The following is a 15,281-nucleotide window of genomic DNA, read 5'->3' as shown; positions in this document are numbered from 1 at the left end:
GTCTTCTTTAAGATCGCGCTATTCGCTTCAGCGCCCTTTCATCCATGCGATTGCTCATGTCTCTTGCGGAGCCAAACAGCCCACCGGCTCAATCCTGCTTGCATGAGCGAATTGGCAAAGAATATCAGGAAAAGCGCTGCAACAGGAGCGATGGGACGGGCATTGCCAAACTCACTGAAAATCCAGCACTCGATCGGCTGGAGGAACGGGGCTTTTTCTACAGCCCAATCAATTGTGCTCAAGAAAATCAGCACCCAGGCGATTGTCGTAGGATAGCCAAAGATGATGTTGGCCCAATAGGAAACGCGATCAATCTTTATACCGATTTCAAGATCGCTAGCCCGCTCAGGCGACGGCTTTGGCGATGAGTTCAGTTCGTACCGACATTCCGCAAGGTCGCGGCTAACCTCCTGACGATAGCGCGATATGCCGGCGGAATAGACCGCCCCCATCGTCAGGCTGAGCCAGAACATGGCCCAGCCAGCGGTTAACTGCCCGAGCCATCTCGGATTGAATCCATCTTCGGTCGTGGGCGATTGATCTGGCTTGAACTGGAAACCTTCGGGCAATTGCCCTCCCAACGCCCAGATGAGGACACCCAATCCTGTGAAGCACGCAAGATAAACTACCATGGTTGCCCAAAATGAGTTCCACATTCTTTGGCGGTCGTGTGAGCGAATATCCGCTCGCTCTGACACGATCTGTGGCGGTTTGCCGGGTTGTCGGAAGAGTTGTTCGACAACCTCGTTATGAAAACTCGCATATTTGCTGGGCCGCTCAGCACTGCCGCGTGCGCTTGGCCATTTGGGTTTGAAGTAATCGTTGTGCGAGGCCCCATAGAAGGCCCAGCCTGGTCGAAGCAGGTTCACTTCTTCTGGAAGATCATTCTTGTCTTCGTCTGCCAATTGTTTGCGATAACGCTCCATCAGGCCAGAGACAGGGTCACTGCCTGAGACGATGTTGATCCAGCGGGTGTTGTCGAACACGCCGCTGTCACGCACCTTGCCTGCACGTCCGACCCCTTTTTCAAAGGCAACGATGCGCGGCCAGATTGCGCCGAAGGTTCCCAAAGGACTGCCGTAAGTGATAAAATTGGAAAGGTTTCCAAAAAGCTTGCCCTTGTTGATGCAGTCTTCATGCTCCAACCACGCAGGGCGCGCAGGGATCATGTCATGCGTGTCATCGCGCAAACGGCAATCGGGATCGCGCTTGAGATCATCGGGCAGCTTGTCCCAAAGCTCTTTGTCGCAATAATTGGGCAATGTGTGCCCGATCTCGCCAATCCCGTTAAAGGCGAGGACCGAGCCGAGTGAGTGGGCAAGGATATTCCAACTGTCGTAATCACGCGCGCCCATAGCGACCATCTGGCTGACCATCCGGCGGCGGATCGCGACACGGGTTGCGTGTCCCGGATCGCTGGGCAAGCCTTGATTGGGCGTCCCGCGTTTCTGGTAAATCTCAACATCGCCCATGTAATCGACGATGAGGTCAAGCGAGACTTGCTTGCCGGTGACAAGGCTCAGAATGCGAAAAATACCCCATGTGCTGATGAAGATGAGCGAGGCGACAATGCCTGCCCATGCAAGGCTCATCCGCGAGAAAATCTGCACCAGAGGAGACAGAGATGTTGAGCGCGGCACATGGACACCGGGCCGCTCATCGGCTGCGGGTTTATGGGACAGCTTTGTCGCATCGCGCTTGGCGTAAATCGGCGCGTTCCATTGGCCCAAACCCCATAGCCAGAATTTGATCGCTTCACCAAGACCGCGCCGTTTGCCCAGGTCCGCCCACCACACTTCATAGCATTCGAAATCGATCACAATCCCTTCGTCAGGCACACGGTAGTGGATGGTGATCGGCGGCGGGGGATGCGCTTCTTCGTCGCGGGACTTGATCGGGGGGGCAGCGCACGGATCGCCCCATTCGCGCGTGCGGTCCACGATTGAGACAATTGCGCCTTTATGAGGATGGGCTCTCAACAATTCTGCAAAACGCGAAGCTGATTTGCACAAATGCTCCCACGGCTTTTGCTGACCGATGCCATGCACGAACAACAGGCCAATGCGCCTCGTATCGCTCATATTGTCCCCCCTTGCGCCTTGAACGATTGCGTGTCCAAGACATAAGCTTGCAAAAGGCAGGATACAGAATTGACGAGCTATGGAAAGCCGCCATTAGCGTTCGATCAGGCAGGCCCTTGAATATCGAGCGTAATTTCGCCTTGTGCGTTTACGTGGCTGAGCGCTGTGATGCCGAAAACATCGCGAAGGCGTTCAGCCGTAAGGGTGTCGACGGGGCTTCCATCTGCCACAATACGTCCCTCTTTCATCCAGATAAGCCTGTCGCAATAGCGGGCGGCAAGAGACAGATCGTGGATCACACACAGCACGGCTTGGCCCCTATCCGCCGCGCGTTTGAAGAGGCTGAGTACTTCGTGGCTGTGGCGCGGGTCGAGTGCTGCGACGGGTTCATCTGCGATAAGCACAGGGGTTTCAGCGGCAAGCGCTCTTGCAAGATGAGCGCGTGAAAGTTCGCCGCCAGACAATGTGTCAGCGCTCCGGGTTTCAAAGCCGTCAAGCTGGCAAGCGGTGATGGCATTTGCGACGGCCGCTTCATCGGCCTCAGACAGTTTGTCAGGCGATGCGCCATAGGCGAAACGCCCAAGCGCTACGAGGTCGCGCACTGGCTGGGGCCAGGCAAGTGGGCGAATTTGCGGGAGATAGGCGACTTTGCGGGAGCGCTCCATTGGCGAGAGGGTCGCGATGTCATGGCCATCAATCTCAACATGGCCTTTGTCAGATGGGAGTAAGCCCAAAGACAAACGAAGCAGTGTCGTCTTGCCCGCGCCATTGGGGCCGACCAAGGCGGTGAGAGTGCCAGCTTCAAGGGCAAAGCTCGCATCGTGGACGAGCGGGGTGCCCTTGGCTGAAAAGGACAGATTTTCCGCTTTCAACGAGGTCATGCAAGCCTCCGCCTGCTCGCAATCCAGATGAAGACCGGCGCGCCAATAAGCGCCGCGACCACGCCCAGTTTTAGCTCCGTGTCAGTGGGGATCACGCGCACTCCAATGTCGGCCAGCACAAGCAGCACTGCGCCTAAGAGAGCAGAAGGCAGCAAAAGACGGCTGGCATCATAACGGACAAAGGGGCGCACCAGATGCGGCGCGATAATGCCAACAAAACCGATTGCTCCAGCGAGAGCGACCGATGCGCCAGTCGCCACACCTGCGCCAAGGATAACTGCGATACGCTGTTTCTTAAGGTCAACGCCAATCCCGGCAGCGGCCTCTTCGCCGAGCGTCAGCGCCGATAGCCCGCGCCGCGTTGCCCAGAGTATCGCCATTCCCGTAAACGCGAGTGGGGCGGCAAACGCGAGATCCTGAAAGCTGCGATTGGCAACCGTGCCCAGCGTCCAATTGACAAGGTCCGCAAGGCTGAACGGATTGGGCGACAGGTTCATCAAAAGCGCCATGAGCGCGCCGGCAAAGCTGGATAGGCCAACGCCGATCAGGATAAGGCTTACCACCGATTGCGAACGCAAGGCGGCGGCTGCGACAATGATGGTAGCGAGCAGCGCGCCCATCACTGCGGCAATTGGGAGGACGAAGGGACCGCTCGCTGCAAGCTCGAAATAGAGCGTGACACTGGCGCACAAAGCTGCCGTGGCGGAGACGCCAAGAATGCCCGGTTCGGCGAGGGGGTTGCGCAAGAGCCCTTGTAGTGCAGCGCCGCTCATTCCCAGCGCAGCGCCGACAATCGCGGCGGCCAGACTGCGCGGCAAACGAATGTCCCAAACCACCAATTGGTCACCCACTGTACCGCCAAAAGCTAGTGCGCTTATTACCCGGCCCAAAGGCAATGGGACCGAACCCAAAAGGAGCGAGACGATGATCGCTACGGCAAGTGCAAAGCCGAGCAGGGCGGACACGCGGCTCATTGGCTTGTCGCCTTTTCGGCCATAGCTTCCACCGCCTCAACCAGAAACCATCCCCCGCACGCCGTCCACGCGCCTTCGACCTTGGCGACGGGCAGCTCGCTCAATTGCTTTTGCGCGATTGGGTGGCGCGTAGCGCTCCAAGAGTCAGTGCTACCTCCCGCGCCTTCAAAAAAGGCGGCAACGACCAGATCGGGACGATTATAGGCAAGCCGCTCAAGAGGAATTGGGTTCCAGCCGGGGCGGTCCTGAAAGTTCGAAAGCCCTGCTGCGAGCATGAGTTCGTGTACGAGCGATCCTTGGCCCGATGTGACGCCGCCTTGCGCTATGTAGAGTGCGCTTGGTGCTTCTCTGGTGCGTTTCAGTACCCTTAGACGTGCGTCCATTTCGTCTGCCAAATCGCGCGCTTCGTCAGCTTTGCCAAGCGCGGTTCCGACCCGAGCCACCTCTGCTCGCACGTCATCAATCGTGCCGGGGTAACCGATTTGCACGACCTCAACGCCTGCGCGCTCAAGGAAGACGCCCACCTGCGGGCCGCCGCCATAAGAGCGCAAAACAAGATCAGGCTCCAGCGCCAAGACATCCGCGCTGCGCGGGCGCACTTGCGGGATGCCGGACGCCTCAGCGCGCATATAGGAGAAAGGTTTGTCCGCATCAGGTGAAAGCGCCACGATGTCACCACGCTCAGCAAAACGAAGGACATATTGGTCAGCGCAATAATCCAAGCTGACAATCCGTTGCGGTGCGCGCTCTCCTTCTGGGCCAAGTGATACCTTCTTACCTCCGGAACATCCGAGGAGGAGAAGGCTCAAAAACCCTGAAAGGATAGCGCGCAACCCCATTACATCCGATAGCGCACACCGCCAAAGACCGCGCGTCCCGGCGTTCCGAAATTGGCGACCGTCTCGTAATCTTCATCGGTCACATTCTCGATCCTGCCAAAGATTTCGAGGGCGTCAGTAACGGCATAGCTCGCTCGTACATCGCCGACGAAATATCCGTCGATTGGGACGGTGTTGAAGGTGTCGTCGAAGCTATCACCCACCACCGAGATAGTCACACCCATGCCAAAGCCGCTGCCCGTCTGATAATCTGCAACAAGGCTTGCCGTTTCCTTTGCGCGGCGCGCGAGACGGTTTCCTGTGGTGTCATCAAAGGCGCTAATGGTGGTGTAATTGAGCGCAATGTCAAAGCCATCGACGGGCCGCAAGGCGACGCTGAATTCCCACCCATCCGCGCTTACGCTGTCGACGTTGACATATGTGCCAAACGGGCGAGGGGTGGCAGGATCGTTGCACACCGGAATGCTCGCGTCGCATCCGGCAAAGCCGATCTCATCTGTGCCATCGCGCTCAAAATAGGTTATGCCGACTTGCGCTGCGCCATCAAGGAAGCTGTGCGTGATGCCAGCATCCCAGCTTTCAGATTTTTCTGCGGTGAGATCTGGATTGCCAAAGTCGCTGAAACGTTGGAACAGGGAAGGGGCCTTAAACCCTTCGCCATAGCTTGCGCGGACCACGGTTGTTCCACCGTTTGGAGAGTAGGCGCCACTCGCGGCAAACACTGTCGCGCTGCCGAACGTGTCAGTGTCGTCATAACGAACCCCGCCAGTGAGCGAGAGGCCTTCAAGCGGGCTAACGTTCACTTCTGCATAGACGGAGTTGATCCAGGCATCTTCCGGCGCGGTCACAGCGCCGAAACTTACCGAAGTGTACTCGGATTCTTCACGCTCTGTCCCGAACACGATTTCAATCGCATCGTCTGCGTCGATCACGCCTTGATATTCAAACCGGCGATTTTCTCCGCTGCCGACGAAGGTTTCAAAGTTCGTATCGTTGTTGAAATTGCGGCGATTGATGTCGGTGTAGCCAAAGCCAAGGCGGTTGCGAAATACGCCGTCGCACAAGGCAGCGTTGATCCCGGCATAGCCGACGAAGTCTTCGCGGAAGGAAACTTCGCCCGTATCACCGAATGAAAAGTCGGGCAGAAAACCGTCAATCTCGGTTTTTCCATCGGCGTAGAATGCGCGCAGGTCGAGCGAGACATTATCGGTGATTTCCACGTCGACTTTCCCGTTGACGCCGAAACTTTCAAATCCGTCGTCTTCGGCACCGCCACGATCCTCGTTGAAGGTCGAAAAGCCGTCTGTGGTGAAATAGGTGCCGCCAATGCTTGCTGCGACAGGACCAAATTTGCCTGAGACATTGCCGACAAATTCTGCGGTGTCGCGGCTGCCGTATTCGGATCTGGCAAACACACCGAGCTCCTCAGTCGGCTCACGGGTGAGCAGGTTTACGACCCCGCCGATTGCCTGACTGCCGTAAAGCACCGATTGCGAACCGCGCACGACTTCGACGCGGGCGATATTGCCGGTGAGCAGGGGGCCAAAGTCGAACCCGCCGCCGATGGAAGAAGGGTCGTTGATTTTGATCCCATCGACCAGAACGACCGTTTGCGCGCTCTGCGCACCGCGGATTGAAACCCCGGTGGCGGTCCCGATCCCGCCATTGCGGTTGAAGGTGACACCGGGAACCGTGCGCAGAATATCGACCACATCGCTTGCCTGACGGGTGACGATCTCTTCTTCGCCAATTACGGTCACACTCGCGCCGACTTCGACGATAGGTCGAGCGGTGCGGTTAGCGGTGACGACGATTGTCTCAGAGCCGGGGTTCTCCGCTCCCTGACGGTCTGTGTTCCGGTCGGTGGTTCCCGCCTGAAGCGCGGACGGAAGCAACGCCAATGTCGAGGCGGCTGCCAGCAAATATTTGAATTTCATCGCAAGTTTGTTTCCAAAGTCACACCGCACGAAGGGCTCCGAGCCCCATGCGGCACATTCGACAGTGGGTCCGCCGTGACCAATTGGCCACGCGCGACGGAGACACCCAAAGCTGTCGCTACTTCGGAAGTGAACTTCCTGTCCCACTGGGCTGGACCCGGCCCCGGACGAACGACGCGATGGCAGGTCTCCTGGCTTGCCGATCATAGCGCCTGAACCGTCTTCCCAGCTGCCGTGAAAAGCGGCGTGCCAGTGACATAGTGGTTCAGGGCTCCCAGCTCACAGTTGCGGGCACAGCGCCGGATTTAAACCGGCTTCCCTCTTAGCTGCGAACGCTTCCGCGCCCCCAGCACCATCTGGGGGGGCGGGCTAAAGATATATGATGAATGTGTCAAACCAGTGGATTGACTTGTTAGGCAGTCGCATAAAAACAGATGTGACCTGCGACTGCCAACTTTTGAGCGTTTATCTGTTGAGGTGTCCTTCGCCCGTTTTCTTCTAGTTTCTCGAGGAAATAGTTGAAGATGCTGTCACTGTTAAAGCTGCCACGAAAAGCCTTATGTCCAAAGATATTGCGCCAAGTTAGTGCTATGCCATCAATACCAGGTCTCAGTGTTACGTCCTTCAAACCATTATCCTCAAAAAGCGTGACAACGCCATATGGACTCCAATTGAATATGCTGAAACTATGATATGGCTCAAGAAAAGAAACTGATCCGACAAAAATACCACTTGGGCGCAAGACCCTCTTGATGTTCTGTAAAAGTTCCTCTGGGTGCCGCACGTGTTCCAAGACCTGGCAACAAAAAATTACGTCCATTGAATCTTCGTCGTATGGCAGGTTTACCCCATCAAAGGTGTCGAATGACAAATCATCACGCTCACGACTGGCCACCTCGGGCGAGGCCTCAATGTCTACCCCGAAATAGGAGAAAACAGGCAATGTCCGTTTGAGGGATTCATAACTGTTGCCAGAACCGCATCCCAAATCCAATATCTTGCCGCTCGACATCTCGTTCAGTTTGTATTTGTCTGCCGCCTCTTGAAGCATAGAAAGAGCTGTGGCTTGCCTACAATGATCTTCCGGAATTGAATGGGGAATAATTGTTCCGAGTTGAGCGGTCATGCGGTTGTAGAACCTTTCATTAAAAAGGTGAGACTGACTGTGATAGCCCAATTCGAAGAGTCGCGGATTGCGAGGTTGGGTGTAAACGAAACGCTCTTCTGGCCATAATTCGATTAGACGCAAAGCAGCATGCACGCAATACAGCGCCGACGGTGGTCAACAATTACACTCTTTTTCTGTGGATGAGAAAGCCGCCTAGCTGAGAACGACCAAAGCTGAAAGGGAACTAAGTCGAACACAATATGCGGACCGACAACTTTGGTACCCTTGGCGGTTTCAGGCCCGTTCGAGGATGCTGTATGTAGAGCAAACAGAGGCATTCCGGGGTGGATCGTAAACATGATCAAAATAATGTTTTAGACTAAATCGGCGCTGCTCCGTAGATTGACTGAATGAAACGTGAACGTTTTCGGCGACGGCAACCAATACACCGAGAACCTGACTTTAGCTTCGTCGACCATCAGCCAATCATGTGCAGACAGGCAAATTATAGTGAAACAAGTTCGCGATGAGGCATATGACATTCTTTAAAACGATTAGCGATACAATAAGCCGTCTGCCGCGCTTGAATTCGAGCGGCCAAAAGGTCTGTGAATTGCAACAGAAGGGGGACTATTATCGGGGCAAGCAAGAATGGTCTAAGGCAGCCGAGTGCTATGATGGCGCTGTTGCAATAGATGGTTCTTTTGTGCATCTCTGGGTCCAACTCGGCCACATGCGAAAAGAAAGCGGCAGTGCTGATCTGGCAAGACTTGCCTATGAAAAGGCAGCGGAATTGGATGAAAGTGATGCCGATATCTGTCTTCACCTAGGCCACCTTCTGAAAAATATGCAATTGGTGTCAGAGGCAAGGAAGGCATTTGTAGAGTGCCTAAAGCGCGATCCTTATATGCATGATGCATATCAGCAACTACTTCATTTGGGTTGGTGTCGTAAGGAGATACTTGCTTTTGTTCCGGAGCTTGGACAAATCCGTGACGTGGCAAGATTAGAAGAAGATTGGTTGTTGTTTGAACTGTTCGAAACGGTGCGCCAGACTAACGCAATCGGAAGGCAGGCCCGAATTCGACGCTCCACTTACGATCAGGAAGGTTCGTCATGAGGCCCTCAATCGAACGGATGGTCGATGAATACATGCGCTTGCGCCGGGAGGCCTTTCGTCTGAAAAATTTGGTCGAGAAAACGCCTTCACTGAGAAATAACTTCCAGGCATTCATGGATCAAGACGATGGTGACTTCCAATACAATGCACCAAGTGGGCGCTTTAAAAGTGAGATAGTGGCTGCGACAATCATGGACGAGTTCTCAAACGAGAATTGGTCTCCTGAGTTTTGCAATATTGCCTTATCCTTTAGAAATTGGCGAACAGAAATTGACTTCTTTCAACCGGACTTTCTTTTTGTTGAGAGTGCTTGGAATGGCAACTTTTCAGAATGGTCGTTTGCACTTGAAGCACCGCGTTCTCATTCAAGCGCTCGGGAGCTGGATCGCTTAATCAAATTTTGCAAGCAGCGCAGCATTCCGTGCATATTTTGGAACAAGGAGGATCCTCTCCACTTTGAGAAGTTCCTGTCTGCCGCGAGCCTGTTCGATCTCGTCTTTACGACTGACCAACAGTCCGTGCCGCGCTATAGAGAGCAGCTCGGCCACAATCGGGTATTTACTCTTCCATTCGCGGCTCAGCCCTCCTTGTGCAATCCTGTGCGAAAAACTGAGGCCCGGGATCATCGGCCCTTTTTTGCCGGCTCGTACTATGTTTCTAATCACGGAACACGGACAGAACAGATGAATATGCTGTTTGATGCGATGCTTGAAAAATCCGGTGTGATTTATGATCGGAACTTTAATTCCGATAGCTCTGACGTGCGAATGCCGGACAAATATCGTCCCATTTGCGAGCCGCCCGTTCCCTTCGACGAGATGGTTGAGGTCTATAGGCGACACATCCTGGCGCTGAACGTGAACTCGGTTACTGACTCTACAACTATGATGTCGCGCCGTGTTTTCGAGATCCTTGCGTGTTCGACCCCTGTTGTTTCAACTCCGTCGCGCGCGATCGACTGCATGTTGGGTGATGTGGTCACGACGGTGTATACGTTTGACCAAGCTGCAACAGCGCTCGATCTGTACATAGGTAATGAGAGTGATGCGGACCTCTGCGGCCATAAAGGATATCGATGCGTTCATCGTAATCACACTTATCGCCACCGATTAGAAGATATCACAACGGCGCTTGATCAATCGATGGAAGGGAGTTGTTTTTCTAACAGACTAACACGCCGACCACAAGAATTTGAGGTTTCGGTATTTCTCGCATCAAATAGACCCTCGCAAGCCATGGCAACCTTGAAGACAATCGATGAACAAACTCACAAGATGTTGGATTTGTTTCTTATGGCAGGGCCAAATTTTTCGCGAGCAGACATTGAGGAAGTACAGAGAGTTTTTCCGGATATTCGCGTATTGTCAGTGACAAAAGATGGCCTTGAACGTCAAACTATTGGTGACCTTTCGACTCATGCCGACGGTGATTGTGTTCTAGTTGTAAGGGATTGTGACAGGTTTGGTGCCGAGATGCTCGCGGATATTTTGCTGCCTTTGAGATACACGACTGCTGATATCATCGGCAAGGCCTCTTACTTTTGTTACAACCGCAGTGACGGTACCACATGGCATCGCAATCCCAGCCAGGCGCATCAGTATGTTGATGCACTAGAAGGAGGCCCGCTGCTGCTGACGGCTAAAGCGATGCGTCTTTTAAAAGATTTGCCTTATGCGAGCTCAAATTGGCAGGCGCTATTTGCGGAAGCGAAGAGACAAGGGCTGAAAGTGTACTCCTCCGATCAATACAATTTCACTGAAGAATCTTACCAGATCCCACATGGAAGAAGGCTATTGAGTGGCTCCAAGGTGGACGAACTGGTAAATGTTTAAGCCGCGGCGACAAAAGGCCGCAATCATAGGAGGGCGATTGCGAAGTTGAGGTGGCTTTCGAGGGAGACGATGGTCTTTTTTGAACGGGTGGCGCTAGGGGTTCGAATTAGTGATTTGAATGCGGTCAGGTCGGGCCCCTCCCCGTCTCTCAGGGTGAAGCCGATAGGCATTCCTTCGATAGTGTGCTCCGTACGTCGGCGGCTCTGCATTGGGTGCGGATTTTGCGATCAAGACTGTGACATGGTCGACCAAGAGCATTCGCTCAAACCACCTTTTCCGCCCGTCGCTACGGCGTGGTCGCGCATGTTAGTGCTGTCCATCGTGTGGTTCCGGTCATCGGTCGGTCCGATTTCAAATGAGGTCTGCAGAAGGGTATCCCACAAGCCCTGTGTTCGCCCAGCGACCGAGCTCAGGTGGAAGTACCAGCCTAACCAGATTCTATTCCGCATCCGACAATTTTCTGCAACCTAACACTGCACCTAAAAAGCAGTCTTGAAACAGAACCTGTGGTATTTGGGATCCGCTTTCGTCAATTCGGCCTAGTGACTGCGAGAGCAGCCAAGCGGTCTTTAGCGTCACGCCAAGCTCACACGCCATTTGAGTATCATGTAAATAGCCATGAGCCACTTGTGCAACTCTAGGCGGCTCTCTTTGAGGACTGTGCCAGTGCGAATGCTGAAATGCTTGAGGCAATCACGGCACCAATAAGGCAGTGGCTTATGATTCTTGACTTCGGTGACGCTCGTGCTGCCACAGTGGCCGCAATGCGCTTCACCGCCCCAGCGGTCGTTTTCGCAATACTGGCAAGCAGCTTCCTCATTCGGGAACTTCTCGAAAAACTGGTAGAGGCCGATCGTCTCTGGCTTGTCTTGTTTGTTGCTCACGAAACTTAACCATTCAATATAACTGGTCAAGTGAACTCAAATCTGGAAGGTTAAGTATATAGGGCGCTAAATTTCTATCCCAATAATCTCTGATAAAAGACCGAAGGTCTGTTTATATCCATAGCGTTTTATAAGAAGATCACGCTTTTCTTGGCTTTCTCTTATTTGATCAGATTTGTTCAAAGCTCGAACTCTCTGGATTTCGAGAAGCGCTTCTTGCGTGTCTTGTATGATCCATTCGGGGCTGTAAACCTGCTCTGCACCCTTCCACGGCCAAATTAGGGGTGTGCAACCTGACAGAATGCCATCGGCCAAGGCATAGTGAAATGACTCAAAATCACTAGGCGACAGAATGAAGTCGATATCACGATACCAAGCGGCGACATCGTTGCCCCAAGGTGCAAATGATACGGCTTGAGCAAGCTCAGGCCTCGCTTCAATCCGAGTATAGATTTGCTTGTAGTAGTCCAGTTCATGGGCTCTCCCTGGAGCGCGCATGAATTCGAGTGTCTCTGGCCTTGGGCCCTTTACAAGAAGCCTTGCAGGTTGTCCTGAGTCAATAATTTGCTCGAGGAGCTCAACTGCTAGATCAAATCGTTTCCGCTGGGGTGTAATCCCTATCATCCCCAACGTGACAATATCATCATCATGTTTGGAAAAGGCGCGATCCCGATACTCATCGTCGAGAAGGAAATTTGGAACAAGGTGCGTCTTCTCTGGAGGAATATCAAACATCTCAATGGCGGTCCGTCGAACCCCTTCTTCGACGAAGATGTATCCATCGACCGCTTCTTTGTTGATTTGGAGGCCGAACTTTTGAGCACGCTCGTTGATTTCTTGAAGATGTATCCGGACAAAAAGCTTAGTTCCTTCGCGCTTGTTGGCGCTGTGCCAGACGGCATTGGCTAAACCCCACTCACAGAGAACAATATCAGCACTGTCTAAGAGACGTTTACTTTTTTTGACGTCCGTTGGCCCACCCCATTCCCATTGATCTCTGAGAATTCTGTGACCATGGGCTTTCAGGGTTGAGATATATGGATCAATGAATTTGAAGTCATGGCCCGCAATCACTACGCATTGCTCGCTTTCGGTGGTACGGCCTAGGCGCAAAACATTCTCTGCCAGGGTACGTGAGACGTTCGCTAAGCTGTGCCGAGATTTTATTTGGTCAGATAACGCTTTTCTTAGTACTTGAGGTCCTCGTCTTAAAACCCGCTCGAAATCTTCTATGTCCTTGATGAAGTATGGGTAATCATCGCCCAATAGCTCTCTGTTGATTCTGCTTGGATAACAAAGGCAAGCAGCCCCCGCTGCTGCCATCTCAATCAACTTCGTTGATACCTCGAGCGTGTTATTTTCAAGCGCTGCTGGACGGTAGCACCAAACAAAATGCATGCTTGCCATCTTGTTCATAGAGGCTTCTCTGTTTAAATCCCCGTAATGGAACGCCGCTGAACTTTGAATCTTTTCGCGTATCGCATCTCCGAAGCCCGGAACATTCTTCTTTCCGACACCGTCAGAAATGCGGTTCGCGACAATATGCAGTTCGCTCTCAATTCCCTTCTCTTTTAGTTCCATAGTCCAATCGAGAAGTTCGTCCGCGCCCCAAAGCGGTGTTATCTTGCCGGCATACCCGATACGAATTTTGTCATTGGGCTGAGTCTCAATTGAGATCTCAGGAAGATCATCAGGAATTGGCGGTGGGAAGCTATGGCAGGTGACATCAGTATTTGAGACTTCGCGAATTTTCTCAGCAAGCGCGTCTGTTTGAGCTAGCAGATAACCAGACTGTGTAGCGATGGTAGCCACGTGTTTAGCGGTGTCATTTTGCACCGTGACCACCCCGTCTTCTATTTCATAAAAATCCGTTAGGTATACAATGGATCGCTCGCGGAACTGGCGATTTTGGCAAAGAATGGTGGCGGCCTTTAGGCCCCTGACAACAACCCTGCGCACGTTAGGAAGAACATCATCCAACTCTCTTATCAGAGCTATCGCGATTTCGGGTGCTAATGTCTGATCACCAGCACCAAAGTCACTCGGACTTACAGTGACGACGTTCTCACAATTTGTAACATTTGACCAGATGATGTCACTTGTGATGTCTTTTTTTGCAAGGAGAAGCGTTTTGCCGCAAGCACTGAGCGCAGAGAGCATCGAGGAAAGCCAAACCGAAGATCCGTCCACGACATTTAGGTTAATGTCGGCGTAGAGAATAAACTCAGCGTCAAGCAAATCGGGCCGCGACTGCAACATTCTCGATACATATGGAGCGACGCTACTACGAGTATTTTCAAGGTTGATCACGTCCGGGGTGAGGCGCAAATTATCAATGTTTAGGTATCGGTCAATTTTCGAGTCAATTCTCACGCCGACCCAGTCTCGGTCAAAATCAATTCTAATCGCAATAGATTTTTTAAACTGATCGCGAGACCGGTGCCCGTTGCCCAAATAGCTGAATGGTTCGCCTTCATCAGATAATGGCAAGCCGAGCTCTGCGCTTGCCTGTGCACCGGGTTCTTGTTTCGATGTGGATATCGACGCAATCAGAACCTTTCGATTGGTGTGAAGCATTCTATCTTGGTGAGTGAGACTGAGTTTGTAATAGCCTTTTGGGACATACTCGAAGACGACCTCACGGCGACCAAAAGGCGGAACGGAAATAGCGGTCCCGCGATGACCCGACTTGCCAAAGAGCTTAATGGCTCCTCTTGTGAATTGGGTCCGATTCTTCATTAAATCCTTGAAGAATCTGGCTGCCAAAGATGACATTGAGTTTTGGATTTTTACCAACGCATTCATGCGAGAATTCATTGCTCCCTGATGTAAAATTGCGTGCTTTATATTGCAGTGTACTTCTGCCTACACAAGCCACCTGTTAAGCGTCTCAGCGGCCTTCTGTGCGTTTCTGCGTTTTTTTTTCGCTTTCGGACGAGGCTCTGTTTCCATTCTTCGCCTACATGGTGACGTGTTTTCACGATTGATGTTTGATGGCATGACAAGCTGTGTGGGGGCATGCCCCGACACAGCTTGTCTGGCGATCTTGGCGGGGGTCTTCCCGCCCAACTTCGAGTGTGGTCTCATTGTATTGTAGTCGTCCTCCCATGTCGCGAGCACGCTTCGAGCGCGCGGCAGTGAGGTGAACAGGGTCTCGTTCAGGCATTCGTCCTCTAGTCGGCCAGTAGAGCTCTCTACGAAGCCGTTCTGCATCGGTTTGTCTGGAGCGATGTAATGCCACTCAACGCGCTGCTCCTTTTACCATCGCAAGATGGCTGATGAGGTGAGCTCTGTTGCATTGTCGCTGACCATTGTTTGTGGCTTGCCTCGTAGATCGATCAGATGATCCAGCTCACGCGCAACCCTTGCAACTGACAGCGATGTATCCGCCACGAGCGCCAAGCACTCACGCGTGTAATCATCAATCACGCACAGCATGCGGAAGCGCCTGCCACAGATCAGACTGTCAGACACGAAGTCCAAAGACCAACGCTGGTTTACCCCTTCTGGCAGTGTGAGCGGCCTGCGTGTGCCGAGCGCTCGTTTGCGGCCACCACGCTTGCGCACCATCAAGCCTTCCTCGCGGTAGATACGCAGCAGCTGGACACCCGCAAGAACCCCCCGC

The 15,281-nt window shown here is 53.1% G+C and carries 9 protein-coding genes, 2 pseudogenes and 1 riboswitch; of the genes and pseudogenes, 2 read left to right on the top strand and 9 right to left on the bottom strand.

All coding sequences use genetic code 11. The annotated features are described in order from the left end of the window. Positions 1-38: 38 nt before the first annotated feature. The 6 genes from INR77_RS13805 to INR77_RS13780 all read right to left on the bottom strand — a co-directional run bounded on the left by INR77_RS13805 (position 39) and on the right by INR77_RS13780 (position 7,838). Positions 39-2,081, bottom strand: a complete 2,043-nt coding sequence (locus INR77_RS13805; RefSeq protein ID WP_223071595.1) for a hypothetical protein — start codon at positions 2,079-2,081, stop codon at positions 39-41. Between the two features lie 104 nt (positions 2,082-2,185). Next, the gene (locus INR77_RS13800) at positions 2,186-2,962 is read right to left on the bottom strand and encodes an ABC transporter ATP-binding protein (protein WP_223071594.1); all 777 of its coding nucleotides are present in this window, start codon (positions 2,960-2,962) and stop codon (positions 2,186-2,188) included. Further along, the gene (locus INR77_RS13795) at positions 2,959-3,936 is read right to left on the bottom strand and encodes an iron ABC transporter permease (RefSeq protein WP_223071593.1); all 978 of its coding nucleotides are present in this window, start codon (positions 3,934-3,936) and stop codon (positions 2,959-2,961) included. The genes INR77_RS13800 and INR77_RS13795 overlap by 4 nt, the downstream gene beginning before the upstream one ends. Then, positions 3,933-4,658 carry an ABC transporter substrate-binding protein gene (locus INR77_RS13790; protein WP_255573798.1) on the bottom strand — a complete coding sequence of 242 codons (726 nt, stop codon included), beginning with the start codon at positions 4,656-4,658 and terminating at the stop codon, positions 3,933-3,935. The genes INR77_RS13795 and INR77_RS13790 overlap by 4 nt, the downstream gene beginning before the upstream one ends. A 116-nt stretch (positions 4,659-4,774) precedes the next feature. Beyond that, positions 4,775-6,712 (bottom strand): TonB-dependent siderophore receptor, encoded by a 1,938-nt coding sequence (locus INR77_RS13785; RefSeq protein WP_223071591.1) that lies wholly within the window; start codon positions 6,710-6,712, stop codon positions 4,775-4,777. Positions 6,713-6,875: 163 nt separating this feature from the next. After that, positions 6,876-7,084, bottom strand: a riboswitch (cobalamin riboswitch). 40 nt (positions 7,085-7,124) lie between these two features. After that, complete coding sequence (locus tag INR77_RS13780; RefSeq protein WP_223071590.1) at positions 7,125-7,838, bottom strand: bifunctional 2-polyprenyl-6-hydroxyphenol methylase/3-demethylubiquinol 3-O-methyltransferase UbiG; 714 nt, start codon at positions 7,836-7,838, stop codon at positions 7,125-7,127. A gap of 517 nt (positions 7,839-8,355) precedes the next feature. Here INR77_RS13780 and INR77_RS13775 point away from each other — a divergent pair. Then, positions 8,356-8,940, top strand: coding sequence for a hypothetical protein (locus tag INR77_RS13775; RefSeq protein WP_223071589.1), 585 nt, complete (start codon positions 8,356-8,358; stop codon positions 8,938-8,940). A 17-nt stretch (positions 8,941-8,957) separates the two neighbouring features. Further along, complete coding sequence (locus INR77_RS13770; protein WP_223071588.1) at positions 8,958-10,772, top strand: glycosyltransferase; 1,815 nt, start codon at positions 8,958-8,960, stop codon at positions 10,770-10,772. 540 nt (positions 10,773-11,312) lie between these two features. Here INR77_RS13770 and INR77_RS13765 read toward each other — a convergent pair. From INR77_RS13765 to INR77_RS13755, 3 genes and pseudogenes are all read right to left on the bottom strand, one after another. Continuing rightward, a pseudogene (locus tag INR77_RS13765) lies at positions 11,313-11,656 on the bottom strand (IS1595 family transposase); the annotation flags it as partial. A gap of 66 nt (positions 11,657-11,722) precedes the next feature. Then, positions 11,723-14,461, bottom strand: coding sequence for a hypothetical protein (locus INR77_RS13760; protein ID WP_223071586.1), 2,739 nt, complete (start codon positions 14,459-14,461; stop codon positions 11,723-11,725). A 60-nt stretch (positions 14,462-14,521) separates the two neighbouring features. Beyond that, positions 14,522-15,259: pseudogene (locus INR77_RS13755) on the bottom strand (integrase core domain-containing protein); the annotation flags it as partial. Positions 15,260-15,281: the final 22 nt, after the last annotated feature.

Source organism: Erythrobacter sp. SCSIO 43205, assembly GCF_019904235.1.
In the GTDB taxonomy this organism is placed as follows: Bacteria; Pseudomonadota; Alphaproteobacteria; order Sphingomonadales; family Sphingomonadaceae; genus Erythrobacter.
This window is presented reverse-complemented; position numbering and strand designations above follow the sequence as displayed.

Coding starts and splice junctions, on each gene's coding strand:
- INR77_RS13780 (WP_223071590.1), bottom strand. CDS start 7,838: ATGACCGCTCAACTCGGAACAATTATTCCCCATTCAATTCCGGAAGAT.
- INR77_RS13760 (WP_223071586.1), bottom strand. CDS start 14,461: ATGAATGCGTTGGTAAAAATCCAAAACTCAATGTCATCTTTGGCAGCC.
- INR77_RS13800 (WP_223071594.1), bottom strand. CDS start 2,962: ATGACCTCGTTGAAAGCGGAAAATCTGTCCTTTTCAGCCAAGGGCACC.
- INR77_RS13805 (WP_223071595.1), bottom strand. CDS start 2,081: ATGAGCGATACGAGGCGCATTGGCCTGTTGTTCGTGCATGGCATCGGT.
- INR77_RS13775 (WP_223071589.1), top strand. CDS start 8,356: ATGACATTCTTTAAAACGATTAGCGATACAATAAGCCGTCTGCCGCGC.
- INR77_RS13795 (WP_223071593.1), bottom strand. CDS start 3,936: ATGAGCCGCGTGTCCGCCCTGCTCGGCTTTGCACTTGCCGTAGCGATC.
- INR77_RS13785 (WP_223071591.1), bottom strand. CDS start 6,712: ATGAAATTCAAATATTTGCTGGCAGCCGCCTCGACATTGGCGTTGCTT.
- INR77_RS13770 (WP_223071588.1), top strand. CDS start 8,958: ATGGTCGATGAATACATGCGCTTGCGCCGGGAGGCCTTTCGTCTGAAA.